The 23,761-nt window shown below is 70.4% G+C and carries 20 protein-coding genes; 14 read left to right on the forward strand and 6 right to left on the reverse strand.

The window, feature by feature from the left end:
* Nucleotides 1–183: 183 nt before the first annotated feature.
* Nucleotides 184–1,131 carry a GNAT family N-acetyltransferase gene (locus IW249_RS22090; protein WP_372432988.1) on the forward strand — a complete coding sequence of 316 codons (948 nt, stop codon included), beginning with the start codon at nucleotides 184–186 and terminating at the stop codon, nucleotides 1,129–1,131.
* 54 nt (nucleotides 1,132–1,185) lie between these two features.
* Here the strand turns inward: IW249_RS22090 and IW249_RS22095 are convergent, their stop codons facing one another.
* Together IW249_RS22095 and IW249_RS22100 are read right to left on the reverse strand one after the other, a co-directional pair.
* Complete coding sequence (locus IW249_RS22095) at nucleotides 1,186–4,650, reverse strand: alpha-glucuronidase family glycosyl hydrolase (RefSeq protein ID WP_196922498.1); 3,465 nt, start codon at nucleotides 4,648–4,650, stop codon at nucleotides 1,186–1,188.
* Between the two features lie 148 nt (nucleotides 4,651–4,798).
* Nucleotides 4,799–5,881, reverse strand: a complete 1,083-nt coding sequence (locus tag IW249_RS22100; RefSeq protein ID WP_196922499.1) for a LacI family DNA-binding transcriptional regulator — start codon at nucleotides 5,879–5,881, stop codon at nucleotides 4,799–4,801.
* A gap of 185 nt (nucleotides 5,882–6,066) precedes the next feature.
* Here IW249_RS22100 and IW249_RS22105 point away from each other — a divergent pair, with 185 nt between their 5' ends.
* From IW249_RS22105 to IW249_RS22120, 4 genes are read left to right on the forward strand one after another with little or no spacing between them, the layout of a single operon-like run.
* The gene (locus IW249_RS22105) at nucleotides 6,067–7,287 is read left to right on the forward strand and encodes an ABC transporter substrate-binding protein (protein ID WP_196922500.1); all 1,221 of its coding nucleotides are present in this window, start codon (nucleotides 6,067–6,069) and stop codon (nucleotides 7,285–7,287) included.
* Entirely contained in the window at nucleotides 7,284–8,396 is a 1,113-nt protein-coding gene (locus IW249_RS22110; RefSeq protein WP_196922501.1) for an ABC transporter ATP-binding protein, read from the forward strand. The genes IW249_RS22105 and IW249_RS22110 overlap by 4 nt, the downstream gene beginning before the upstream one ends.
* A 23-nt stretch (nucleotides 8,397–8,419) precedes the next feature.
* Entirely contained in the window at nucleotides 8,420–9,292 is an 873-nt protein-coding gene (locus IW249_RS22115) for an ABC transporter permease (RefSeq protein WP_231392614.1), read from the forward strand.
* Nucleotides 9,292–10,182, forward strand: a complete 891-nt coding sequence (locus IW249_RS22120) for an ABC transporter permease (RefSeq protein WP_196922503.1) — start codon at nucleotides 9,292–9,294, stop codon at nucleotides 10,180–10,182. The genes IW249_RS22115 and IW249_RS22120 overlap by 1 nt, the downstream gene beginning before the upstream one ends.
* Here the strand turns inward: IW249_RS22120 and IW249_RS22125 are convergent.
* The 4 genes from IW249_RS22125 to IW249_RS22140 all read right to left on the reverse strand — a co-directional run bounded on the left by IW249_RS22125 (nucleotide 10,160) and on the right by IW249_RS22140 (nucleotide 14,402).
* The gene (locus IW249_RS22125) at nucleotides 10,160–11,686 is read right to left on the reverse strand and encodes a gluconokinase (protein WP_196922504.1); all 1,527 of its coding nucleotides are present in this window, start codon (nucleotides 11,684–11,686) and stop codon (nucleotides 10,160–10,162) included. The genes IW249_RS22120 and IW249_RS22125 overlap by 23 nt on opposite strands.
* A gap of 76 nt (nucleotides 11,687–11,762) precedes the next feature.
* Nucleotides 11,763–12,476 (reverse strand): hypothetical protein, encoded by a 714-nt coding sequence (locus IW249_RS22130; RefSeq protein WP_196922505.1) that lies wholly within the window; start codon nucleotides 12,474–12,476, stop codon nucleotides 11,763–11,765.
* A 106-nt stretch (nucleotides 12,477–12,582) separates the two neighbouring features.
* Nucleotides 12,583–13,245, reverse strand: coding sequence for a response regulator (locus IW249_RS22135; RefSeq protein ID WP_196922506.1), 663 nt, complete (start codon nucleotides 13,243–13,245; stop codon nucleotides 12,583–12,585).
* On the reverse strand, nucleotides 13,242–14,402 hold the full coding sequence (locus IW249_RS22140; protein ID WP_231392615.1) for a sensor histidine kinase: 1,161 nt from the start codon (nucleotides 14,400–14,402) through the stop codon (nucleotides 13,242–13,244). Before IW249_RS22140 ends, IW249_RS22135 begins: the two co-directional genes overlap by 4 nt.
* A gap of 144 nt (nucleotides 14,403–14,546) precedes the next feature.
* On the opposite strand from IW249_RS22140, the gene IW249_RS22145 reads away from it, so the two are divergent.
* From IW249_RS22145 to IW249_RS22185, 9 genes are all read left to right on the forward strand, one after another.
* Complete coding sequence (locus IW249_RS22145; protein WP_196922508.1) at nucleotides 14,547–15,536, forward strand: carboxymuconolactone decarboxylase family protein; 990 nt, start codon at nucleotides 14,547–14,549, stop codon at nucleotides 15,534–15,536.
* Between the two features lie 10 nt (nucleotides 15,537–15,546).
* Entirely contained in the window at nucleotides 15,547–15,999 is a 453-nt protein-coding gene (locus IW249_RS22150; RefSeq protein WP_196922509.1) for a DUF6220 domain-containing protein, read from the forward strand.
* On the forward strand, nucleotides 15,996–17,735 hold the full coding sequence (locus IW249_RS22155) for a multicopper oxidase family protein (RefSeq protein ID WP_196922510.1): 1,740 nt from the start codon (nucleotides 15,996–15,998) through the stop codon (nucleotides 17,733–17,735). Before IW249_RS22150 ends, IW249_RS22155 begins: the two co-directional genes overlap by 4 nt.
* Nucleotides 17,736–17,760: 25 nt before the next feature.
* On the forward strand, nucleotides 17,761–18,204 hold the full coding sequence (locus IW249_RS22160) for an OsmC family protein (protein WP_196922511.1): 444 nt from the start codon (nucleotides 17,761–17,763) through the stop codon (nucleotides 18,202–18,204).
* 57 nt (nucleotides 18,205–18,261) lie between these two features.
* Complete coding sequence (locus tag IW249_RS22165) at nucleotides 18,262–19,353, forward strand: hypothetical protein (protein ID WP_196922512.1); 1,092 nt, start codon at nucleotides 18,262–18,264, stop codon at nucleotides 19,351–19,353.
* 183 nt (nucleotides 19,354–19,536) lie between these two features.
* Entirely contained in the window at nucleotides 19,537–20,925 is a 1,389-nt protein-coding gene (locus IW249_RS22170) for a glycoside hydrolase family 62 protein (RefSeq protein WP_196922513.1), read from the forward strand.
* A gap of 433 nt (nucleotides 20,926–21,358) precedes the next feature.
* The gene (locus IW249_RS22175) at nucleotides 21,359–21,841 is read left to right on the forward strand and encodes a GNAT family N-acetyltransferase (RefSeq protein WP_196922514.1); all 483 of its coding nucleotides are present in this window, start codon (nucleotides 21,359–21,361) and stop codon (nucleotides 21,839–21,841) included.
* Nucleotides 21,842–21,950: 109 nt separating this feature from the next.
* Nucleotides 21,951–22,544: a dihydrofolate reductase family protein gene (locus tag IW249_RS22180; RefSeq protein WP_196922515.1), complete on the forward strand. Its 594-nt coding sequence runs from the start codon at nucleotides 21,951–21,953 to the stop codon at nucleotides 22,542–22,544.
* A gap of 165 nt (nucleotides 22,545–22,709) precedes the next feature.
* Nucleotides 22,710–23,603 (forward strand): SGNH/GDSL hydrolase family protein, encoded by an 894-nt coding sequence (locus IW249_RS22185; RefSeq protein ID WP_196922516.1) that lies wholly within the window; start codon nucleotides 22,710–22,712, stop codon nucleotides 23,601–23,603.
* The last annotated feature ends 158 nt before the right edge of the window (nucleotides 23,604–23,761 follow it).

The raw sequence follows: 23,761 nt of genomic DNA on the forward strand, positions 1-23,761 counted from the left end.
TGAGCTGTGCTCGCTGGCGTGCGGCGGTGTCGCGGTCGTCCAGTGTCAAAGCCTCGGCCCATAGTGCATCCCTGGGGGTGACGAGCGCCCTACATCGGGAGCCGTCTTCGCCGCGGTGATGTTCGCGACGGTAAGCGGCCGCCAGCAGGAAATGCATTGCTCTGCCATCTTCCATTCGTGATCATGCGCCGAGTGAGATTCTTTTCCGCTATTGCGGACTCCACCGCCCTGGACCGTGCCGCCGCGTACCCGGCCGACGGTCCCATCACCGCCCTGACCGCTGAGAAGATCCGCGAGGAGCTCGGTGCCAACCAGTTCCGCCCGGAATGGATCTGGCTTGCCGAGGACGAGAACGGGTACGTCCTTGCCCGTGCGGTGTGGTGGGGTCGTGCCGACAGCGAGCGCCCCATAGCGCTCGATTGCCTTCAGGTCCGTTCCACCGTTGCCGATCCGGTCGCCGTCGCCACCAGGCTCCTTGACGCCGCGCATGCCGCCTTCGGTGCGCGGCCGCTGTACAATCTCTCCCTCCCAACGGACTGGAGCAGCCGACCGGAACTCAGCGAGGCGGTGGCCTGGCGTCGCGAGGCGGGCCTGCGCACGGGGCTGAGCCGGGAGATTCAGCGTCTGCGCTACGAGTGGACTCCGGCGGCGGGACTGCCCGAGGCCGACGGTCGGCTGACGTTCCGCGAGGGCAGCGACGAGGAGTTCCTGGAGGCCTTCGTCCGGGTGTCGGGCGACAGCCTCGACGAGGCCACCCGTGACGAGCTGCGCACAAAGAGCGCCAGGCAACTGGCCGAAGAGGACATGAAGTTCTACCTCGACTGCCCGGGTGAGCGCTCCTGGTGGAGGCTGGCGGAGCTGCCCGACGGCACTCTCGCCGGCCTGGCCATCCCGTCAGCGACCCCGTACAACCGCAACGTCGGGTATCTCGGAGTCGTACCCGAGCAGCGCGGCAAGGGACTGATCGACGAGATCCTCGCCGAGATCACCCGCTTCCACGCGAACGAACGCGCCGAGCGCATCACCGCGACCACTGACACTACGAACATCCCGATGGCCGCCGCCTTCGACCGCGCCAACTACGAGCTGACCGAGATCCGTCTGGTTCTGGAGGCTTCGGGGGCCGTATGACGTGCCGACAGGAACGGCATTCCACCCCCACGAGCCGCAATTCGCCAGTAGCACCTAGCGGATGTGCTCCCCTCGGCTCTCGATCCGGAAGTAGTCGAAGGCGACGTCGAGGTCGGTGGACGTGCCGGCCCGGTTGAACGCCAGCAGCCCAGCCTTCGTCGGCTCCACGTTCAGCGTCTGGGAGCCGATGTAGCGGTAGACGCTTCCGTCGGTGGAGTAGTAGGCGCGGTAGCTGTCGCCGATCTTGGTCAGTCGCAGCCAGATGGCGCCGTCGGCCCCGACGATCCGCTGGGCGTCGGCTCCGGTGATCTCCAGGGTGGACGCCGTGCCGTTCTGTTCGCGCAGGAAGACGATCCGGGTCTTGTTGACGGCCGCTGTCGCGTTGCCCATCTCCCAGGCGAGCTTCACGTAGTTGTCGTCGTCTGCGTACCCGAGCACACCGCCCTGTTCGTTGTTGGCGGCGAGTGGGCGGGAGAAGACGACCCGGGACTCGGCCGTCCAGTCGCCGTCGACGTCCTGCAGGGCCAGGTTCCGCGCGGTGTTGGCGTTGCCCTGGAGGTCGCCCTGCTGCGCGGTGACGACCAGGGACCCGTCGGTCAGACGCCGGCTGCTCTCGTCCGGACGGACCCACTGCCACTGCGGGCCGAGCTGGGTCGAGTCGAACTCGTCGCTGCCGGTGAGGGTGGTGTTCAGGTCCACCGTGTAGACCGACGACGCTCCGCCGTTCGTGACGGTGATCCGAGCCTGACCGGTGGGGCCGGTCGCCTGCTCGACAGCGACCGAGGCGGCGGGGTCGGCGGTGGTGGCGGTGACCGTCGGCACTGTGGTGGTGCCGGCCGGCACGAGGGCGTTGTAGCGCAGCACCGTCGGCGCGAAGGACGTCAGGCGCTTGCCGCCGACCCGCAGGGCCCTCAGCGTCGTGTCGGGCACCAGGTTGAAGACGTAGTTCTTCACCAGGGGGCCGAAGAAGCCCTCCGTCGTGACCTTGACGACCGCCTGACCGGGTACGGCGGACGCCTGGGAGACGATCTCGTAGCGGGCCTTCCGGTCGGCCGTCCGTACCTTCGTGATGGTCGGCGACGCCCCGGCCGGCACCGGGATGGTGTACGAGGCGTCCGACAGGTTGAAGCCGCCGAACGTCTTCCCGTTCACGACGATCGTCGCCGACAGCGGTGCGTCGTCGACCGGGATGTCCCGCCCGCTGAACTCCTTCCAGTAGTTCACCGACGTGTCCCGCCAGTCGGCGGCGTCCGCCTCGTGGACCGCCAGCTTGGCGCGTACCTCAGCGAACCGGCGTGCGTCGATGTCGGGCCGGAGCGCGTCCCAGGTCTCCCGCATCCAGGTCACGTACTGCACGCCCATCTGGTAGCGGTAGACCAGCTCGTCCCAGAACGTCCGGCCGCTGTCCATCCGATGGCCCCACGGCACGTGGTGGAACCACATCAGCAGGTTCTCCGGAACCGAGTCGATGTTCCCGTAGCGCCGCTGCAAGCGGGGAAAGTACTGGGCGGCCAGGTTGCTGCCGGTGGGGGAGCGGTCGAAGCCCAGACCGACGCTGTCGGCCTTGTTGTAGTAGGTCGGGCTCCAGTCGTCACGCCCGGCCCAGTCGGCGGGGTCGGGACGGTAGTGGACGCCCTCGGCGAACTGGTGGCCGATGCCCAGCGGCGTCTGGTAGCTGACCAGCGACTCCCACGAGCCCATCATCATCGCGCGGATGGTGTCGACGACGCGCCGGTCGTTGCTCCAGGTCATCCGCGTCCAGTCGGTCGCGATGTCCGCCGATTCGAGCGTCCAGTCCCACGCCTGACGTCCGAAGGCGAACAGGTTGGCCTGGGCGAAGTGGTGCCCGGTCAGGTTGTCGGCGTTGCCGAGGTTGGCGACACCCACGATGGCGGTGTCCGGGTGGTGCTGGGCGGTCCCGTCGACGATGTTGCCGACCAGGCGCTTCTTCAGCAGCTTCCCGTTCGCGTCGGTCGCGTACGTGTCGGTCTTGAGGATCTCCTCGTACATCGGGCCGAGGTAGGCCAGCATCCAGTTCTGGCCGGTGTACTCCTGCGTGATCTGGAGTTCCAGGGCCTGGTTGGTGTTCTCCATCCGGCCGAACATCGGGTGGATGGGCTCCCGGGCCTGGAAGTCCAGTGGCCCGTTCTTGGTCTGGAGGAACACATTGTCGGCGAAGCGCCCCCGGCTGCCGTCCGGCTGCACCTCGTCGTCGATCGGCCCGAACTCCAGGTAGGCCCGCTTGAGCCGGTCGTTGTCGACCTCGGCGTTGTAGACGAACGTCCGCCAGTGCACTGTCATCCCGAGCGGTGCCACCGCGGCGGCGATGGCGTTGGCGCCGTCACCGTGGTCGTACCCGAAGTCCTGTGGCCCCGGCTGGCCCTCGGAGTTGGCCTTGACGGTGAGGCCCATGAAGTCCGGGATCGCGGCCTGGATCTGCTGGGCCCGGCGGTGCCACCAGCCCCGGAAATCCGCGCCGTACGGGTCGAGTTGACTGTTGGTCAGCGTGTCCGGTGCGAACCGGCTGTCGGTGGGCGCGGTGTAGCGGATCGACAGGCCCAGCCTGATCCCGTACGGGCGCAGCGCGTCGGCGAGGGCAGCCTCCTGCGCGATGCGGGCGCTGGTCAGGTACGCGTTGTCGGCGTTGACGTTGTTGATGGTGATGCCGTTGATGCCCAGCGACGCCAACGCGCGGGCCATGACGAGGTAGCGGTCGAGAATGACGGGCAGGTTCCGGCCGGCGCTGGCACCGGTCGCGGCGAAGTTGAAGATCGCCCCGCTCTCCCCGTTCAGCCCGCCGATTCCGGAGGCGTTGTTGCCCGCGTAGAGGCGCTCGGTCTCCCAGTTGTTCAGCAACCGATGCTTGATCTTCGGTGACTCGGCGACGCGGAGGTGATCGATGGGTTTCTGGGTCTGTAGCAGCCGGAGGAAGGCGAAGGTGCCGTACAGCGCGCCGAGGTCGGTGTTGCCGGCGATGACGGTGAACCGCGACCTGCCCGTCGACACCGAGCGGACGAGGTAACCCTCGTCGCCCACGGTGGCCAGGTCGCGGGTCGCGATGGTGCGGCCCACCAGCGGCGAACTCGTCGGCGTGCCCACCAATATCGCGCCGTCCGGGACCGAGCCGCCGTCGACAGTCGCCACGGGTGTCGGCTGACCGAGCAGCCCACCCAGGCCGCGGACCAGTTCGTCGCGGGCGGCGCCCAGCGTGGTCTCGACGAGCTTCTCGGCGGAGCCGGGGGCCATGGCGAGGTCCGTCGTGTGCCGGTGGACCTTCGTGGTGTCGGCGTTCTCGACCACGATCGCCGTGGCCGCGCGGCGGTAGTCGCGCAGCAGCTTCGCGTCGTCGACCGGCACGTACCGCAGCCACAGGTCGGAGCCGCTGTAGTCGTCCGGCGACGACGGGGCCGCGGCCACCGGCGCGGTGGTGGCGACAGTGAGGGTGGCCGCGACGGTGGCGAGTGCCGTGCCCAGCACGATGAGGGTTCGCCGTAGCCGGGGCACCGAAGCTCGGTTCATCGCCATCTCCTCGTTCGTCCGCTGGGGACGCCGTTCGGCCCGTCCCGCGAGCGCAACGACGTTGCTGGATGGATGCGCGTCGATCCTTCCCGGCGTGGCTCTGCCTCGGCAACGAGTTGTCGTTTCTTGTCGCGGGGCCGTGCGGCCCTCACGGCAGGTGGGCCGCCGGGCCGGGAACGGGCCGCTGCCGTACCCACGCTGGTCGGGCCCGACCGGGGCTCGGCTTGCGCACGGCTGTCGAGTCGCGGACCACGAGGCGTACCGGCAGGACCATTGGTCGGCCGGTGTGCCCGGGTGCCCCCTCGATCATCGTGAGGAGGTGCCGGGTAGCGGCCGAGCCCTCCGCGAAGAGCGGTGCCGCGACGGTGGTGAGCCCGGGGGTGACGATGTCGGCGGCGAGGATGTTGTCGAATCCCACGACGCTGACGTCGCCCGGAACGTTGACACCCATCCGGCTGAGGCCGCGGATGATCCCGATGGCCATCTGGTCGTTGAAGGCGAGGACCGCCGTCGCGGGACGCGCGCACAGCTCCTGCGCGGCCCGCTCACCGCCTGCCATGGTGGGGCTGAACGGCCCGATCTGGCGAACCTTGATCTCCAACTCCATGCCCGCCTCGAGCAGCGAGCGCCAGCGGATGCCGTTGGGCCAGGACGCCTGCGGCCCGGCGACGTAGGTGATGTGGTCGTGCCCCAGTTCGCCGAGGTGCTCAGCTGCCCGTCGTACCCCACGCGGGTCGTCCGTGACGACGCACGGCACGTCGGCGAGGGCGCGGTTGAGGACCACCACCGGCCGCTGCTTGGCGACCATCCGGATGGCCGAGTCGGACATCCGGCTGCTGGCCAGCACGATGCCGTCGACTGTCGACATGGTGCGTTCGACCGCCGCCCGTTCCAGCCGGTCGGACTCCTGGGCGTCGATCAGCACAGTGGTGTATTCGCCATCGGCCGCGACCTCCTGCGCGCCGCGCACGATCTCGGCGTACACCGGGTTGGTGATGTCGGCGATGACCAGCGCGATCATCTGGGTGCGGGAGGTGGTGAGGGCGCGGGCGAGGGGGTTGGTCCGGTAGCCCAGCCGCTCGGCGACCTGCCGGATCCGTTCGGCGGTCTCGGAGTTGACCCGACTCGGTCGGGAGAAGGCGCGGGACACGGTGGACGGTGAGACGTCGGCCTCGGAGGCGACGTCGTAGATCGTGACTCTCGTTCCCGGCGGCCTGGTGTGGTCGGGCATCTTCATGCTCCTCCCGGCTACGCGCCGTGATCATGCTATGGCGGCGGTGAATACTCGGCAATGCCCCGGCAACAATCCGGCTGCCCGATCGCATTCGTGCGAGGCAATACATGGCAACCCGTTGCCGCCGCGGCGCGCCGGCTGCCTCAATCAGCGGGGATGACACCTGGCGGAGGGAACGGCTCATGGGTATCTCGCGGCGCGGCGCTCTCCTGGTCACGGCATCGTCACTCCTGGTGGGCGCCGTCGGGTGTGGGGCACCCGAGGCTCCCGGTGACACCGCTGGCGACAGCACCGGCGAGGTGCCACAGCGGCCCGGCAAGGCCGTCACACTCAACGTCCTCGACGTGGCGGGCAACCTCCAGCTGACCCAGGGGATGATCGACGAGTTCGTCTCGAAGAACCCCGACGTGATCTCCCGGGTGACCTATTCGAAAGCGCCGGCGCCCGAGCTGGCCGGGAAGATCAAGGCCCAGCAGGGCGCTGACCGGGTGGACATCGGTCTCGTGCTGACCGGCGTCGACGGCCTGGCGGCCGGAATCGAGCAGGGGCTCTGGATCGACGTGTTGCCGACCTTCCAGGACCGCCTCGGCGGGATGAGCAACTACCTGGAGCCGGCGGCCGCGATGCAGAAGCTCGCCGGCAACGCGGGCGTCACCGTCACCTACTACCCGTCAGGGCCCCTGCTCGAATATCTGCCGGCGCGCCTCGCCTCACCACCCACCAGCGCGGAGGCCCTGCTCTCCTGGGCCAGGGCCAACCCCAGGAAATTCCAGTACGCCCGCCCGGCCAACTCCGGCCCGGGTCGGACGTTCCTGATGGGTCTGCCCTACATCCTGGGCGACTCGAACCCCAAGGACCCCACCGCGGGATGGGACAAGACGTGGGCCTTCCTCAAGGAGTTGGGCCAGTACGTCGACTACTACCCGTCCGGCACCACCGAGACGATGAAGAACCTCGCCAACGGCACCGCGCACCTGATCGTCAGCACGACCGGTTGGGACATCAACCCGCGGGTGCTCGGCACGGTGCCCAAGGAGGCCAGGATCACCCCCATCGACGGCTTCCACTGGGTCACCGACGCGCACTACGCCGTCATGCCCAAGGGCGTATCGACCGACACCCAGGCCGCGGTGCTGGCCCTGCTGGCGTTCATGCTCACCCCCGAACAGCAGGCGAAGGCGTACGACGAGGGCTACTTCTACCCGGGCCCGGCGATCAAGGAGGTCCAGCTCTCGTCGGCGCCGCAGAAGAGCCAGGACGCGATCCGGGAGTTCGGTCGCCCCGAGTACGACGCGCTGATCGCCGGGAACCCGACCGAGGTCCCGCTCGACGCCAAGAGCCTGGTGGCGGCGTTCAGCCGCTGGGACCGCGAGATCGGCGGCGGCAAGGTCAAGCAGGGATGAGCGCCTTCACCCAGCTGCGGCTGGACGGGGTGTCCCGCCGGTTCGGCGGCCAGGCCGCGCTCACCGAACTGGACCTGACGATCGAGGCGGGAGAGTTCATCGCCCTGCTCGGCCCGTCCGGCTGCGGCAAGTCGACGGCCTTGAACTGCCTGGCCGGCCTGCTCCCGTTGACGGCGGGGAGCATCTGGCAGGACGAGCGGCGCATCGACACGCTCCCACCGGAGCGGCGCGGCTTCGGCATGGTGTTCCAGAGCTACGCCCTCTTCCCGCACCTGACGGTCCGGGCGAACATCGCCTTCGGGCTGCGCATGCGGCGACTGCCCAGGGAGGAGACGCGCCGGCGTACGGAGGAGGCGGTGCGGCTGGTGCGACTGGAGGACCACGTCGACAAGCTGCCCGGTCAGCTCTCTGGTGGCCAGCAGCAACGCGTGGCCATCGCCCGTGCCGTCGTGTTCGAGCCGTCCCTGGTGTTGATGGACGAACCGTTGAGCAACCTCGACGCCAAGCTGCGCCTGGAGATGCGGACCGAGATCCGCCGGCTGCACCAGTCGCTGGGGCTCACCACCGTCTACGTGACCCACGACCAGGAGGAGGCGCTGTCCCTGGCCGACCGGCTGGTGGTGCTGCGGGAGGGGCGGGTGCAGCAGATCGGCTCGCCACGTGAGCTGCACACCCGGCCGGCGAACTGGCACGTCGCCGACTTCATGGGCTACCGCAACCTGTGGCGGGGGCGGGCGGAGCAGTCCGACGGCGGCAGGGCCACAGTGGAGTCGTCCGGCCACCGCCTGCTCGGTGAGGTGGTGGGGACCCTGCGGACCGGGGTGGAGGCGGTGGTCGCGGTACGCCCCGAGGACATCCGCGTCGACGGGCCCGGCGAGACCCGCAACGCCATGTCGGCGACCGTGGAGGTGGTGGAGTACCAGGGCCGCGAGTTGGCGGCCGAGGCCCGCACCGACACCGGGCTGCTGCTGCACCTGCGGACCGAGCAGCGGATCGCGCCGGGAGACCAGATCAAACTCGCCGTCGACCCGCAGCGGCTGCTCGTCTATCCCGCCGACGAATCGGCGGCGACCGACCGCCTCACGGATGCGCCGGGGGCGACGCGGTGAGCGGCGCCGGGCCCGGGAGGCCGTTGGCGCACTGGCAGCACCGTCTCGCCGAGCGGGGCGTCGACCGTCAGCTCTGGTTGCTGGTCCCGGCCCTGGTCTTCGTCATCGCCCTGTTCCTCTATCCGTTCTTCTACGGGCTGACGCTCTCGTTCCAGCCGACCCGGGGCGGGCCGTTCAGCGACTACGCCCGGTTCTTCTCCGACTCCTACGAGCGGGGGACGATCTGGATCACGCTGCGGATCGCGTTGCCCGCCGCGCTCCTGAACGTCCTCGCCGCGGTGCCGATCGCCTACCGGATGCGCGGCCGGTTCCGGGGCAAGCGGCTGGTCACCACGCTGCTGGTCGTGCCGATCACGCTCGGCACGGTCCTCACCGCGCAGGGGTTGCTGAACTTCCTCGGCCCGACCGGCTGGTTCAACCGGATCCTGCTGGCCACCCACCTCGTCGACGAACCGGTGCGGCTGACCCACAACTACTGGGGGGTGTTCTTCTCCCTGGTGATCACCGGCTTTCCGTTCGCGTTCCTGCTGGTGCTCTCGTACCTGTCCGGCATCGACCCGACCCTGGAACGGGCGGCCGCGACCCTGGGCGCGGACTGGCGTCGCCGGTTCACCCGGATCACCCTGCCGCTGCTGATGCCCGGCCTCGCCACGACCTTCTGCCTGACGTTCGTCCTGGCGTTCAGCGTGTTCCCGTCGGCCGTCCTGGTCGGCAACCCCGCCGGTGAGACCCGGGTCATCTCCCTCGCCGCCTACCAGGCGGCGTACGAGCAGTACGACTACCCGTACGCGTCGGCGATTGCCATGATCATGGGCTTCGTCGAGCTGGTCATCATCGCGGTGGTGCTGGCCGCTCGCGGCCGCTTCTACACCGGCTCCACCGGAGGCAAGGGCTGATGGCAACGACCACCCAGGCCCCACCCGCGCGGCCCCCCGCCACCAGCACCGACCGGCGGCGGCGCATCGTCGCCCGGCCGGCCGCCTGGATCGTGTGGGGCGCCGTCATCTTCTTCTTCCTCAACCTGCTCGGCGTCGTGGCGTCCGTGCTGGTCAGCTCGTTCGGCCAGCGGTGGTTCGACACCTGGCTCCCGGACGGCTACACCACCAGCTGGTACGCCCGAGCCTGGGACGAGTTCGCGCTCCTCCAGGTCATCGTCGTGACGCTGGAGGTCTCCGTACTCGTGGTGGGGCTCTCGCTGGTGATCGGCGTGCCGGCCGCCTACGCCCTCGCGCGGCGCTCGTTCCCCGGCAAACGACTGATCTTCCTCGTGTTCCTGCTGCCCATCCTGATGCCCCCGATCACGTACGGCATTCCGCTGGCGACCGTCCTGTACAAGTTCGGCCTGGCCGGGCACATGTCCGGGGTGGTGCTCGCCAACCTTGTACCGTCGGTGCCCTTCGTCATCCTGACCATGACCCCGTTCATCGAGCAGATCGACCCGCGGATCGAGAGCGCGGCGCGCATGTGCGGCGCGGGCCTGCGGACGGTGTTCCTGCGGGTCCTCACGCCGCTGCTCGTGCCGGGCATCCTCGCCTCCGCGATCCTCGTGCTCGTGCGGACCGTGGGCATGTTCGAGCTCACCTTCCTGACCGCGGGGCCCGACTCGCAGACCCTCGTGGTGGCGCTCTACTACTCGATGTCCGCGTCCGGGATCAGGGCCCAGCAGTCGGTCGACGCCATGGCGGTCATCTACACCTCGATGATGCTGGTCCTGCTCGTCGTCGCGCTGCGCTACGTCAACCCGACCCAACTGGTGGCGCAGGTCAAGGACGAGCCGGAGCACTGAGGCCGACGCTTGCGTCGAGGATCTCACCCAGGCGACCCGCGACCGTGATGAGCGCGGGCAGCCTCGTCCGCAGCCCGCGATAGGCCGCGGCGAGAGCCGGGTCGACAGCGACGGGCTCGCCGCCCGCGACAGCGGGATCGAGCTGCGTGACCGCCTCCCGAAGATCGGAGGTGTGGCCGATCGCGAAGAGCCCGAGCGCCGCCGCGCCGAGGGGGACGTGGTCGGCCACACCTGCGACGCGGACCGGGCAGTCCAGGACCGCAGCCATCACCTCGCGCCACAGCGGAGACCGGAAGGCCCCACCGGTCAGGCGGATGCTGCCGATCGGCGTCAGCTCGGCCAGCCGGTCACGGACACCACCGAGTTGCAGGCAGACGCCCTCGACGGCGGCCCGGACCAGGTGGCCGCGCGAGTGCTCGCTGCGCAGCCCCAGGAACGCGCCCGGCGCTGCGTAGCCCTGCAGCGGGGCCTCGTCGGCCAGCAGGTAGGGCAACATCACGAGACCGTCGCTGCCCGGCGCGATCCGCCCGGCGAGATCCAGGAGCGCAGGCACGGCACTGTCGTCACCGAGGACACGCCCCGCCCACCGTACGACGTTGCCGCCGTTGCTGACCGCGCCGCCGACAACCCACGCGTCGTCGGTCAACGCAGCGCAGGAGAACGTCTCGACCGGCTCGGAGAGGGGACCCTCGACGACCGTCCGCAGAGCCCCGGTAGCCCCGAGCGTCAGCCCACCGACGGTGTTGTCGATCGCCGCCGCGCCCAGGCTCCGCAAGGGACCGTCTCCCGCGCCGACGACGACCGGTGTGCCGGAGGGCAGGCCCACCGCGCGCCCGGCCGTCGGCGACAACCGCAGCACCGCCGTCGTGGGCAGGACCGGGGGCAGCTGACTCTCGGACAACCCGGCGAGATCGAGGACGGCGGTACTCCAGCCCCGACGGTGCACGTCGAACATCCCGGTGCCGGACGCCGAGGACAACTCGGTCACCAACATTCCGGTGAGTCGATGGACCACATAGTCCTTGAGGCCGATCCACCACCGGGTCGCCGTGCACAGGTACGGCTCGTGCCGGGCGAACCACAGGAGCTTGCAGAACGGGTTCATCGGGTGCACAGGTGTGCCCGTCAACCGGTGCAGCTCCCGGCTCTGGCCGGACAACCGCAACTCACGGGCCGCCTCCGACGACCGCATGTCACGCCGGGTCAGCAGTGGCGTAACCGGCGTCATGGCCGCGTCCAGCCCGATCAGGCCGTACCTGGCGGAACTCAGCGCGAGCGCGACCACCTCCGCCCCGGCGGTGCCGGCCACACACGCGGACAACGCCGCCACTGTGGCCGCCATGAGCACGTCCGGCTCCTGTACCTGCCAGCCGGGCATCGGCTCAAGCAGCGGGTACTCCCGCGTGGCGACGTGTCGTGCGGTGCCGTCCAGTGCGAACGCGACAGCCCGCACGGCAGTGGTGCCCACGTCGACCCCGACGATCACCCGACGCTCCGGCCCCATCCGCACATGGTCGAGCGGTGCTCACTGGGGCGGCAAGCGGTTGCGCGCAGTTGTCGTCACCGCGGGTCCGCCGGGCTCAGACCAGGAACTCCTCCCGCATCCGCGCGCCCAGGTTGATCCCGCCGACCGCCCGAGGGCCGGCCGGATCGTGCACGGCGACGGTGTTGTTACGACGCATCAGCTCCCGGACCGCGGGCGGCAGTCGCGGCGGGTCGTCCATGGCCGCGAGGACCCGCCCGGCGCTGACGATCAGTCGATCGGCCAGGGTGGCGGCGTCGGTGTCCACCCGCACCCGGCCGTACTCCCAGCCGGAGGTGGTGAGGTCGAGCACCTCGAACACGCGGGTCACCAGCGGGTTCGGGTCGGTCACCCGGTCGAGCCGGGGCGCCCGGTTGCCGACCACAGTGACGGCGGCGGTCACCTGCGCGTACGGGTGGAAGCCGCACGGCAACGCGAACAGCGGCCAGCGCAGGGCCGGGCCGGCCTCCTTCCACAGCGGCCGGTAGTTACGGCGGTGCACCAGCAGCCGTCGGCCCGTCCGTCGGTGGATCTCCTGGGCCTGGGCCTGAAGGTCCACGTGGGCCTCGTCGGCGACCTGACTCACGATCCGGGTCGCCACCACCAGGCCGTCGTCGCTGTCGAGCGAACCGGTGAGCGCGTCGACCTGCTCGTTGAACCGGATCCGCGCGTGGGAGCCGTACCGGGACTGGACGTCGTGCAGCAGCGCCTGCTGGCGTCCCGGGTCGAGCTGGACCTTCCTACCGCCCAGCAGTCGACGGAGCCAACGCATGTCGCCTCGATTCAGCAGAGCCGTCGCGGACGGCGGCAATGCTAGTGCGTCGACCGTCCCTCATGTTCCCAAGGGGGCTGATCGGCTCCGCTCGCGGAGACGGCGATCACCGTCGACGTGGCGTGATCAGCCCCGATTCGTACGCCCACACGACAAGCTGGGCCCGGTCGCGGCAGTGCAGCTTCGTCATGGCCCGGTTGACGTGTGTCTTGGCGGTCAGCGGACTGATCACCATGCGCGCGGCGATCTCGTCGTTGGTCAGCCCGCGGGCGACCAGCTCGACGACCTCCTGCTCCCGGGCGGTCAGCACGTCGCGTCCGGCCGTCGGCACCGCCGGCGGTGGGCCGGCCACGAACTCACTGATCAGCGTGCGGGTGACGGTCGGCGCGAGCAACGCGTCGCCGCGCGCGACGACGGTGACGGCGTGCAGCAGGTCGGTGGGGTCGGCGTCCTTGAGGAGGAAGCCGCTGGCGCCCGCGCGGAGGGCGGCGAACACGTAGGAGTCGAGCCCGTAGTTGGTGAGGATGAGAACGCGGACCGCGGCGAGGTCGGGATCGGCGGCGATGCGCCGGGTGGCCTCGATGCCGTCGAGGCCCGGCATCTGCACGTCCATCAGGACGACGTCGGGGCGCAGACATCGCGACAGGTGGACGGCAGAGGTGCCGTCGGTCGCCTCGCCGACGACCTCCAGATGGTCCTCGGCGTCGAGCAGTGCCCGGAAGCCGGCGCGCATCAGCGCCTGGTCGTCGGCGAGCAGCACCCGGATCATCCCGGCTCCTCCCCGCGGCGGGCGGTCACCGCGCACCCGTCGAGCGGGAAGGTGGCCCGCACGGTGAACCCGTGGTCGTCGTGCGCGGCGGCCCGCAGCGTGCCGCCCAGTGCGCTGACCCGCTCCCGCATGCCGCGCAGGCCCACGCCGGGCGTCGGGGGCTCGGCCGGCGACGCCTGGCCGTCGTCGATGACCGCGACGGTCAGCTGCGCCGGGGCGTACGCCACCTGGATGTGCGCGGTCGCGGGGCCGGCGTGGCGGGCCACGTTGGTGAGGGCCTCCTGGATGACCCGGTACCCGGCCTGGTCGACCTCGTCGGGCAGGTTTCCGCGCTGACCGGTGACGGTCACCTGCACCGGTACGCCGACCGCGCGGGTCCGCTCGGCCAGCTCGTCCACCCGGGCCAGCCCGACGCGATCGCCGTCGGCGGGTGCGCGCAGGACGTCGAGGGTCGTGCGCAGCTCCCGCATCGCGGCGCCGCTGGCCTCCTGGATCGCCAGCAACGTGGGCGACGGTGTCTCGCCGTGTTTGCGGGCCAGGTGCACGGCGATACCGGCCTGCACCTTGATCACCGAGATGCTGTGGGTCAGCGAGTCGTGCAGGTCGCGGGCGATGCGCAGGCGCTCCTCCCCGGCGCGCCGCAACGCCATCTCCTCGCGGGTGCGTTCGGCCTCGATCGCCCGCTGCTCGACCTGCTCCAGGTAGGCCTGGCGCTGCCGTGCGACGAGTCCGGCGACGTTGGCCGCCACGAACCAGCCCAGCAGCAGGGCCGTCCGCTCGGCGACGAGTTGGCCGGGGCGGCCGGCCGGCGCCATCGAGATGTCGCGGGCCAGGAAGCCACCGAGGAAGGCGAGGCTGGCCACGGCGGCGGCCCACCGACGCCCCTGCCAGGCGGTGACGTAGACCGCGCCGAGCACGGGAAACGCGGCGGACACCCCCGGGTGCACGCGGACGTGAACGGCCAGCATGGCGACGGTGACCACGCCCAGCGCCACCACCGGGTAGCGCCGGCACGCCGCCAGGCCCACCGCCATGGCCAGGACCAGGGCGATGTCGAGCACCTCGACCGGCGCGGCGTCCGGGGTGAGCACGGCGTTGCCGAGCAGGAGGACGCCGAGGGCGAGACCGCCGAGGGCGTACGGGAGGTCGCGGCGCATGGTCGCACTGTAGAACGGCAGTCGTCGGTGCAGCATCCCGCGCGCGTGGTACCTGCGGCGTACCACGGGCGCGGTATGCGCGGCGCGGCAAGTGTCTGCGGCGGAACGACGCTTTCCCGGTCCGCCGGCACAAGCATCGAGCCCATGACATACCGCTTCTTCACTCCCACCCCGACACGGGCGGCCACCGGCCTCACCGCAGCGGTCTACCAACAGTCGCGCGACGACTTCCTCGGGCCGTTGCCGACCTTCCAGGCGCTCTCGGCCGTGCCGGAGGTGCTGGCCGCGACCTGGGCACTGATGCGGGAGGCGCTACTCGCCGGGAACGCGCCCCGGGTCGACCGCGAACTCGTCGCGGCTGCGGTGTCCAGGGCCAACCGCTGTCAATTCTGCGTCGACGCCCACGTGCTGCTGCTGCACGCGCTGGGTGAACCGAGGCTGGCCGAGGCCGTCGCCCGGGGCGAGACGCCATCCGAGCCGGGGCACGCCCAGCTCGTCCGCTGGGCGCAGGCGAGCCGCAGCCCCAGGGCCGCCGACTGGACCAGCCCGTACCGCCCGGAGATCACCGGCACCCTGCTCGCCTTCCACTTCATCAACCGGGTCGTCTCGGCGTTGCTCGACCCCGATCTGCTCCCCGGTGGCCTGCAACGGTCCCCACTGGTGCGTTCGGTAGGGGGTCGGCTCTACGCCAAGGCGGCCCGGGAGTCGAAGGAGCCCGGCCGAAGCCTCCAGCTCCTCGACGCCGAAACGACGGCAGCGCCAGCCTGGGCGGGGGACAGCCCGGTGGGCGTCGCCTACGCGTCGTTGCGCAATGCCGCCACCCGGGGCGGGGATCTGCTGGGCGACGTGGCGCGCGAGACCGTCACCGCGACAGTGCGCTGGGAGGACGGGCGGTTCCCGGCCCGGCCCGCGGACTGGGCCGTCGACCTGGTCCGGGATGTGCCGGGCACGGACCGCATCGGGACGCGGATCGCGTTGCTGGCGGCGTTCGCGCCCAGCGCGATCAGCCCAGGGGACGTCGCGCTGTGGCGGCTCTCCCACCCCGCCGACGCCGACCTCGTGCGGTTGGTCGCGTACGGGGCGATCACGGCCACCGATCACGTCGCCCGGGCCCTCGCCTCGGCGCACCTCTAGGAGGTAACCCATGCGCAAGGCACTCGTCGTCATCAGCTTGCTGTTGCTCGTCGCGTTCGCGGTGCAGTTCGTTCTCGCCGCCGTGGGCGGCTTCACCAGACCCGCCGGTGAGGACGCGTACGCGCTGCACAGCGTCAACGGCATGGCGGTCATCCCGATTCTCACAGTGCTCACCGCAGTGTTCGCCGCGCTGGCGAAGGCGCCGGGAAAGCTCATCGGACTGGCGATCCTGCCGATCGGCCTCGTCCTCCTTCAGCCGCTCATCGCCATGCTGGCCGAGGCGTCCACTGACGCGTCGGGTGTCAGCACTCCACTCGGCCTGACCATCGGCGGGTTGCACGCGCTCAACGGAATCATCGCGGTGCACGTCGTGGTCGGCGTGCACCGGGCGGCGCGCAAGCTGGCCGGCATGGAACGGGCCGACACCACTCGGGTGCCCGCCCGGGAAGCGGAGCCGGCATGAGCACCGGGTCGCTGCTCGTGGCCGACCTCGTGATCGCGGTCCTCGCGACCGCCGGCTGGCTGGGGGGTGGCGCCGCGTCCGCCGCCCGCCGCCGCCCGCTCGCACTGGGACTGGCTGCCGTCGCGCTGCTCGCCACGCTCGCCCGCGCGATCACGATCACCGCCCTCGCCCGCGCCGGCTGGTGGTTCGCCGCGGAGAAGATCTTGATCGCGGGCCCGCTGTCGCTCGCGGCGGTGGGCGTCGCCGGTCCGCGGTTGCTGCGGGCCCCGGGCGACATCCGGGCCGTCGCGCTTCCGCTGCTCTTCGCCGGGTACGCCACGAGCAGCGCCCTGCTCGTGACGATCCTGCACGGCTATCCGGCGTCGGCCGGGGCGGGGCTGCTCGCGGTCGCCGGGGTCGTCGCGGCGACAGTGGTCTCGGGACGTGCCCTCGGCGCGCGCCAGTCCCGGACGGTGTCCCGGATGGCTCTCGCGGTGGCCGTCGCGGCGCTGCTGACCGGAGTGGGGCTCACCGTCGCCCCGGGCGCCGCGCCCGCCGTCCCGCACGACCACGCCTATCCGGCGACCCGGATCGCCGACGAACCTACCCGGCGGTTCACCCTGACCGCCGGGACCGCCACCGTGGACGCGGACGGCCGGAACGTCGCGGCCTGGGCGTTCAACGGGCAGGTACCCGGGCCGGAGCTGACCGCCACCGTCGGCGACGTGGTGGAAGTGACGCTGCGCAACCGGGACATCGGCCGCGGCGTCACAGTGCACTGGCACGGGTACGACGTGCCGAACGATCAGGACGGTGTGCCCGGGGTGACGCAGGCGGCGGTGCGGCCCGGGCAGGAGTTCGTCTACCGGTTCCGCGCCGATCAGGCCGGAACGTACTGGTACCACACGCACTCTGCCTCCGACGTCGGCGTGCGGATGGGTCTCTACGGTGTGCTGGTGGTGCGACAAGGGCCGGTGACCGGCCTCGACGTCACAGTGCCGGTACACACCCTGGCGGGCCGTCCGTTGCCCGCGCCGAGAGTGGAGCAGGTCGAGGCTGGCGTGCCGGTGCGGTTGCGACTGATCAACACCGACAGCACGACGCACCGCTACGCAGTGGCCGGTACCGCGTTCCGGGTGGCCGCGGTCGACGGCGTCGACCTGCGGGGTCCGACGCCGCTGGAGGACACCGCAGTGCTGATCCCGGCCGGGGGCCGCTACGACCTGGTCTTCACCGCGCCGGCGACCCCTGTGGCGCTGTTCGTCGACGGACGCGCGGTCTACTCGACCGGACCGGTGTCGACGGCGACCAGCGCCTGGCCGGTGCTCGACCCGCTCGGCTACGGCGCGACCGCCGCAGCGCCCTGGTCCCGGTTCGACAAGACGTTCACCCTGGTCCTCGATCGCGGCCTCGACCTGCGCAAACTGCTGCCGCGGTACGCCCACACCGTCAACGGCGCGGCCGACCCGGACATCGCACCGCAGGTCGTACGCCGGGGCGACGTCGTCCTGTTCACGATCGTCAACCGGTCGCAGATCGTGCACCCGTGGCACCTGCACGGCCACCACGTCCTGGTGCTGGCCCGCGATGGCGAGCCGGCGGCCGGTAGCCCGTTGTGGCTCGACTCGTTCGACGTCCGTCCGGGCGAGGTGTGGAAGGTGGCGTTCCGGGCCGACAACCCGGGGGTGTGGGCCAACCACTGTCACAACCTGGCCCATGCCGATGCCGGGATGACCTTGCATCTCATGTACTCGTGATCGCGGTTACCGGTAGTTTTCTGTCATGACTGAGGACACCTTCCGTTCGGTGGCGATCGAGCGCACCAGCCTGGGCAACTACGTCGTGCGGAACTCCCGTGGCGGGTCGGTGTCGTTGGGCACGGGCGAGGACGGCAGTTTCACCCCGGTGGAGTTGCTGCTGGCCGCCATCGGCGGTTGCACCGCCGTGGACGTGGACCACATCACCAGCCGTCGCGCCGAGCCGACCGAGTTCACCGTCGCCGTCACCGGTGACAAGATCCGGGACGAGGCCGGCGGAAACCGGATGCGGAACCTGCGGGTCGAGTTCACAGTGACGTTCCCCGACGGCGCGGACGGCGACGCGGCCCGTACAGCGCTGCCCCGGTCGCTGCAGCAGTCGCACGACCGGTTGTGCACGGTCTCCCGTACCGTCGAGCTCGGCACTCCCGTGGTGATCGCCGAGACACCCGGGCCCAGCGGAGAGTGATCGTCGCTGAGCCCGGCTACTCAGGTTCGTGCGGTCGGTTCGGGTGAGGATGACGGCATGCGTCGACTACTGGTGCCACTGCTGATCGTCCTCGCCGCGGTGGCGGCGTGCGCCGAGCCGAACGCCCAGCCGGGTCGCTCGGACCCGACGGCCGTGGCGCCGGCGCCGGCGCCCACCGTACTGCTCGCCGACGGCAGCGTCCCGTGGGCCGACCTGAAGATCACCGACGAGGACCTCAACGGGCGGCCCGCCGCCCCGAGGACGCCGGCCGCCGGCAGCGAGCCGTGCCGGGCGGAGCAGCTGACCGGCCGGCTCACCAGCTGGACGCGGCCCGGCACCGGCGGTGAGACCCCCCGGGGCTTCGACGCGGCCATCGGCAAGCTCATCGGCGAAGTGGACGTGCGGAACTCGTCGACTGTCGAGTGCACATTGCAGGGCGAGGTGCCCACGACCATGCTCGCCGGCGGCCGCGAGATCCCGATGCTCTACACCCACGGCATCAATGAGGAGGGCCGCACCCGGGTGGTCGCCGTGCCGGCCGGCGGCCACGCCAGCCTACGTCTGGACTGGTCCGGGCCGTTCTGTCAGCCGACCGTCGTGCCGGTGGAACTCGCGATCGAGCTACCGCACGACGGCGGCACGGTGCGCGCGCCGGTCACCGCCGACGAGCGTCCGGGTTGTCCGCAGGGGGAGGGGGTGAACCCGCGGGCGCGAGCGACGCTGTCCGCGAGTGGGTTCACCGAGCCGGTGGCGGTGTCGAGGCCCCCGTCCTCGCCGCTGGACCGGCTCACCGTCGCTGTCCAGGGGCCGGCGACCGCTGCGGCCGGGTCGCGGCTCACCTTCCGGGTGACGCTCGGCAACCCGACCGACGGCCCTCTCGCGCTGGACCCCTGCCCGGGCTACCTCGTCGAACGGTTCTCGCTCGGCGACGCGACGAACGACGCGGTGAACTCGGCCCAGCTGTACCGGCTGAACTGCGGCCCGCTCCCGCAGATCCCCGCCGGCGGCAGCGCCGTGTTCGAAATGGTCGCCGAGGTGCCGGCCTCGATGCGGGCCGGGCGCGAGCTGACGGTGACGTGGAAGTTCTACCTGCCGCACTACGTGCAACGGGGAGATCAGTTTGGCGTGCTCACAGTGACGGTCGTCTGAGGAGCGTCGTCACCGGGCCAGCCGCACCGGAAAAGTCGACGTGAAAAATGAGGGATAGATGAGCTTGAGGGTATGGGAGCGCTCCCGTAACATGCGTGACGCGGCCTGTTAACGCTCACAATCGGTCACCGCACAGCGACCGCCACCAATGTATAGGCCGCCGTCCCGCGAGGAGGGTGCTATATGGCCAGATCCAGAGCCACCAATGTCGGTCTGGTTGCTGCCGGCGTCGGTCTACTGGTGTCGTCGACAGTCGTCGCGGCGCTGCCGGCTGTCGCCGCGGCCGAGGGTTGTTCGGTGAACTACGCCGTGTCGTCGCAGTGGCAGGGCGGCTTCGGCGCCAACGTGGCGATCACGAACCTCGGTGATCCCTTGAGCAGCTGGACGTTGACCTGGTCCTACGGCGCCGGACAGACGGTGACGCAGTCCTGGAACACGTCGCTGACACAGAGCGGGTCGGCGGTGACGGCGAAGAACGTGGGCTACAACGGGGCGGTCCCGACCAACGGCACTGTGTCGTTCGGGTTCAACGGGTCCTGGACGGGCAGCAACCCCGACCCGACGAGCTTCGCCCTGAACGGTGTCGCCTGCACCGGCGGCACGACGACCCCGCCGACGACCCCACCGCCGACCGATCCGCCGCCGACCACCCCGCCGCCGACCACGTGCAACCTCCCGTCCACGTACCGCTGGTCGTCGACGGGCCAGCTGGCGACCCCGAGGTCGGGCTGGGTGTCGCTCAAGGACTTCACCGTCGCCCCCTACAACGGCCAGCAACTCGTCTACGCCACCACCCACGACACCGGGACCAGGTGGGGCTCGATGAACTTCGGCCTCTTCACGAACTACTCGCAGATGGCCTCGGCCAGCCAGAACGCGATGAACAACGCGACAGTCGCGCCGTCGCTGTTCTACTTCGCGCCGAAGAACATCTGGGTGCTCGCCTACCAGTGGGGTGGGCCGGCGTTCTCCTACCGGACCTCGACCAACCCCACCAACCCGAACGGCTGGTCGGCCGCACAGACCCTGTTCAGCGGAAGCATCACCGGTTCGGGCACCGGGCCGATCGACCAGGCGGTCATCGGTGACGACCAGAACATGTACCTGTTCTTCGCCGGTGACAACGGCAAGATCTACCGGGCCAGCATGCCGATCGGGAACTTCCCGGGCAGCTTCGGCTCCAACTACACGACCATCATGAGCGACACCACGAACAACCTCTTCGAGGCCGTTCAGGTCTACAAACTCCAGGGCCAGAGTCGCTACCTGATGATCGTCGAGGCAATCGGCTCGCAGGGCCGCTACTTCCGCTCGTTCACCGCCACCAGCCTGGGTGGTTCCTGGACGCCGCAGGCCACCAGCGAGAGCAACCCGTTCGCCGGCAAGGCCAACAGCGGCGCCACCTGGACCAACGACATCAGCCACGGTGAGCTGCTGCGCACCAACGCCGACCAGACCATGACCGTCGACCCCTGCAACCTGCAACTGCTCTACCAGGGCCGTTCCCCCAGCTCCGGCGGCGACTACGGCCTCCTGCCGTACCGGCCGGGTCTGCTGACCCTGCAGCGCTGACCCGATTCGATCAGCACGACGGTGACGGGCGGGCTCGGCGTCACGCCGAGCCCGCCCGCACCACGCCGGCCCCGGCCCCCGGCGCTCGGTTGGGCCGGCCTCGCCCGGTCCGGCGCTTGATCCACTCGGGTTCATGGAAGTCGCGGTATCTCGGTCGGCCTGACGCCGCGACTTCCTTGAAGGCGAGTCGATCAATCAACGGCCGATCGCATCAGCGGTCCCGAAACTGGACAAAGGCGCGGATCGGCCTCCGTCGAGTCCGCGTTGAGCCCACCCCTCCGGTGCCCCTCGTCTCGCGACCAAGGGCCGGTCGGTTCCGGCGCTCAGGCCGGCGGCGACGTCCGTGTAAGGATGTTGTGTGAGTTGTGAATCAACAATTTCGCCAGCGGTCGATCCAACCGCCTCCCCTCTCGTACTGAAAGCTGAGGGGATCGTGCTGCGAGACTGGCTCGACACCGATCTGCCGCACATGCCGGGCCTCTTCGACGCGCCGGACATGGCCGCGAACACCGATATCCCTTTCCCATTCGACGCGGACGCCTTTCTGGTCAGAATCCGGCGGCGCCGTGCCCAGGGCATTGTCGATCTGGCCGTGACGCGCGACGGCGGGGAGCCGCTTGGCCTCGTCGCACTCCACGCGGCGATCGGGGTGCTGGGGTACGCCATCGGCCCGACGCACCGCCGCCGCGGTATGGCGTCGCGTTCTCTGCGGTTGATGACGAGGTTCTGCCACGAAGAACTCGGCTTCACCCGAGTGCGGCTGAGCATCGTGCAGGGCAATGTGCCCTCGCAGCGGGTCGCTGAGTCCGCCGGATACGTCCGAAGCGACGATGAGGTCATCGAGAGGACGAATGGGTTGGGGCAGTTGAAGCCGCTCGAAACGTGGCATTGGATCGCTCCCGTGACGTCCGGCTGACAAAGAGGGGATACGACACGCGTCATCGGGGGCGGCCGGTGACTGACGAGTTTGGGACGATGCGCCGGTCGACCTACCGACGTCACCCCACTCGAAGGGATCCCCCGCGATGGCAAAGGTCATCTCCACGCTGTTCATCTCGGCCGACGGTGTGGCCGAGATCGACCCGGACTGGCACTTCCCGTACTTCGACGAAAACATGGGCCGCGCCGTCACCGAGGACTATGACACCGCCGACGTGCTGCTCATCGGCCGCGAGACGTACGACAGCTTCGCCGGGGCCTGGCCCGGCCGGGAGGCCGCGGGTGGCGAGGACGCACCGTTCGCCACGCAACTCGGCGACATGCGCAAGGTCGTCGTCTCGCGCCAGCCGCTGGAGTTCTCCTGGCGCAACTCGGAGCTGATCAACGGTGGCCTCCTCGACGCCGTCGCCGCGCTCAAGGCCGACGCTGGCGTCCGGGGAATCCTCATCCCCGGGTCGATCTCCGTGGTCCAGCAACTGCTCGCCGCAGGCCTGGTCGACGAGCTGCGCCTGCTGGTGCACCCGGTGGCCGCCCGTAAGGGCCGCAAGCTGTTCGACGAGGGCGACGCGGCGTACCACCTGCGGCTGGTGACGTCGGAGGCGTTCCCGACGGGCGTCCTTCGCGTGATCTACGCGCCGAGCCAGGCGCCGGCGCCGGACGGCTACCGAAATGCGGGTTAGTGCGCTGCCTTGAGGGCGGTGGTGATACGCCGCTGGAGTGACCGCCACCGATGCGTCCCACACTTTGGACCGGTATTTAGTGAGGGTCATCGATATTGACGGGTGACGTCGGTGGCGACAGGATCTCGGGCACCACCACCCCCGTGATCCCTCCTGGGAGGCGCCATGACCCGTCCCCGCCTGCCCCGCCTGCGGGCAGCCAGCCGGTTGGCCGCACTCGCCGTCGCCACCGCCGGCGTGCTGCTCACCGTCGCCACCCCCGCCAGCGCCGCCGTGCCCACCGGCCGCTACGTCGCGCTGGGCGACTCGTACACCGCTGGCCCGCTCATCCCCACTCAGGTCGACCTCAACTGCCTCCGGTCCAACCGCAACTACCCGTCGCTGGTGGCGGCGTCCGCCGGCTCGTCGTCGTTCGCCGACGTGAGCTGCTCCGGCGCCACCACGGACGACATCCTCTACGGCGGTAGCGGCCAACTGGGCATCACGCTGCCGCCGCAGCTCAACGCGGTCACGTCGAACACCTCGCTGGTGACGGTGCAGATCGGCGGCAACGACATCGGCTTCTCCGGGATCATCGGAGACTGCGCGGAGGCGAGCGTCAGCAGCCCGCTCGGATCTCCGTGCAAGAACCGGTACACCGCCGGAGGTGTCGACCAGTTGCAGGCGCGGATCGTCGCCGCCACGCCGAAGGTCACCGCCGTGCTCCAGGCGGTCCGGCAGGCCGCACCGGGCGCGCGGGTCGTGGTGCTCGGATACCCGGCGATCCTGCCGGACAGCGGTTACGGCTGCTGGCCGGTCGTCCCGATCGCCTACCAGGACGTGCCGTACCTGCGTGGCATCGAGAAGTCGCTCAACGCGATGCTGGCCAGCGCCGCGAGCGCCAACGGTGCCACCTACGCCGATGTCTACACCCCGTCCATCGGCCGCGACGCGTGCAAGGGCAGCGGCACCCGCTGGGTCGAGGGTCTGGTGCCGCAGAACTCGGCCGCGCCGTTCCACCCCAACGCCCGAGGTGAGCAGGGCATGGCCACCGCCCTGCTGGCCCGCCTGAACAGCTGATCAGGCCGTAATCGGCCGAGCCCGCCCCGCCGCCCAGCGGCGGGGCGGGTCACCCCCTGCGGTGCCCGGCACCTCTCGGCACACGATCACCGGTCACCCGGACCGAGAGGTGCCGGTGTGCTTGAGATCGGGGAGTCCGGGGTACCGAAAGATATGCC

Source organism: Micromonospora vinacea (assembly GCF_015751785.1).
GTDB lineage: Bacteria > Actinomycetota > Actinomycetes > Mycobacteriales > Micromonosporaceae > Micromonospora > Micromonospora vinacea.

Bases quoted from the DNA above. Each gene is read 5' to 3' on its own strand.
- IW249_RS22110 (WP_196922501.1), top strand. From the start codon at position 7,284: ATGAGCGCCTTCACCCAGCTGCGGCTGGACGGGGTGTCCCGCCGGTTC.
- IW249_RS22170 (WP_196922513.1), top strand. From the start codon at position 19,537: ATGGCCAGATCCAGAGCCACCAATGTCGGTCTGGTTGCTGCCGGCGTC.
- IW249_RS22130 (WP_196922505.1), bottom strand. From the start codon at position 12,476: ATGCGTTGGCTCCGTCGACTGCTGGGCGGTAGGAAGGTCCAGCTCGAC.
- IW249_RS22120 (WP_196922503.1), top strand. From the start codon at position 9,292: ATGGCAACGACCACCCAGGCCCCACCCGCGCGGCCCCCCGCCACCAGC.
- IW249_RS22105 (WP_196922500.1), top strand. From the start codon at position 6,067: ATGGGTATCTCGCGGCGCGGCGCTCTCCTGGTCACGGCATCGTCACTC.
- IW249_RS22125 (WP_196922504.1), bottom strand. From the start codon at position 11,686: ATGGGGCCGGAGCGTCGGGTGATCGTCGGGGTCGACGTGGGCACCACT.
- IW249_RS22135 (WP_196922506.1), bottom strand. From the start codon at position 13,245: ATGATCCGGGTGCTGCTCGCCGACGACCAGGCGCTGATGCGCGCCGGC.
- IW249_RS22185 (WP_196922516.1), top strand. From the start codon at position 22,710: ATGACCCGTCCCCGCCTGCCCCGCCTGCGGGCAGCCAGCCGGTTGGCC.
- IW249_RS22160 (WP_196922511.1), top strand. From the start codon at position 17,761: ATGACTGAGGACACCTTCCGTTCGGTGGCGATCGAGCGCACCAGCCTG.
- IW249_RS22145 (WP_196922508.1), top strand. From the start codon at position 14,547: ATGACATACCGCTTCTTCACTCCCACCCCGACACGGGCGGCCACCGGC.
- IW249_RS22150 (WP_196922509.1), top strand. From the start codon at position 15,547: ATGCGCAAGGCACTCGTCGTCATCAGCTTGCTGTTGCTCGTCGCGTTC.
- IW249_RS22180 (WP_196922515.1), top strand. From the start codon at position 21,951: ATGGCAAAGGTCATCTCCACGCTGTTCATCTCGGCCGACGGTGTGGCC.
- IW249_RS22095 (WP_196922498.1), bottom strand. From the start codon at position 4,650: ATGAACCGAGCTTCGGTGCCCCGGCTACGGCGAACCCTCATCGTGCTG.
- IW249_RS22100 (WP_196922499.1), bottom strand. From the start codon at position 5,881: ATGCCCGACCACACCAGGCCGCCGGGAACGAGAGTCACGATCTACGAC.
- IW249_RS22155 (WP_196922510.1), top strand. From the start codon at position 15,996: ATGAGCACCGGGTCGCTGCTCGTGGCCGACCTCGTGATCGCGGTCCTC.
- IW249_RS22090 (WP_372432988.1), top strand. From the start codon at position 184: ATGCGCCGAGTGAGATTCTTTTCCGCTATTGCGGACTCCACCGCCCTG.
- IW249_RS22165 (WP_196922512.1), top strand. From the start codon at position 18,262: ATGCGTCGACTACTGGTGCCACTGCTGATCGTCCTCGCCGCGGTGGCG.
- IW249_RS22140 (WP_231392615.1), bottom strand. From the start codon at position 14,402: ATGCGCCGCGACCTCCCGTACGCCCTCGGCGGTCTCGCCCTCGGCGTC.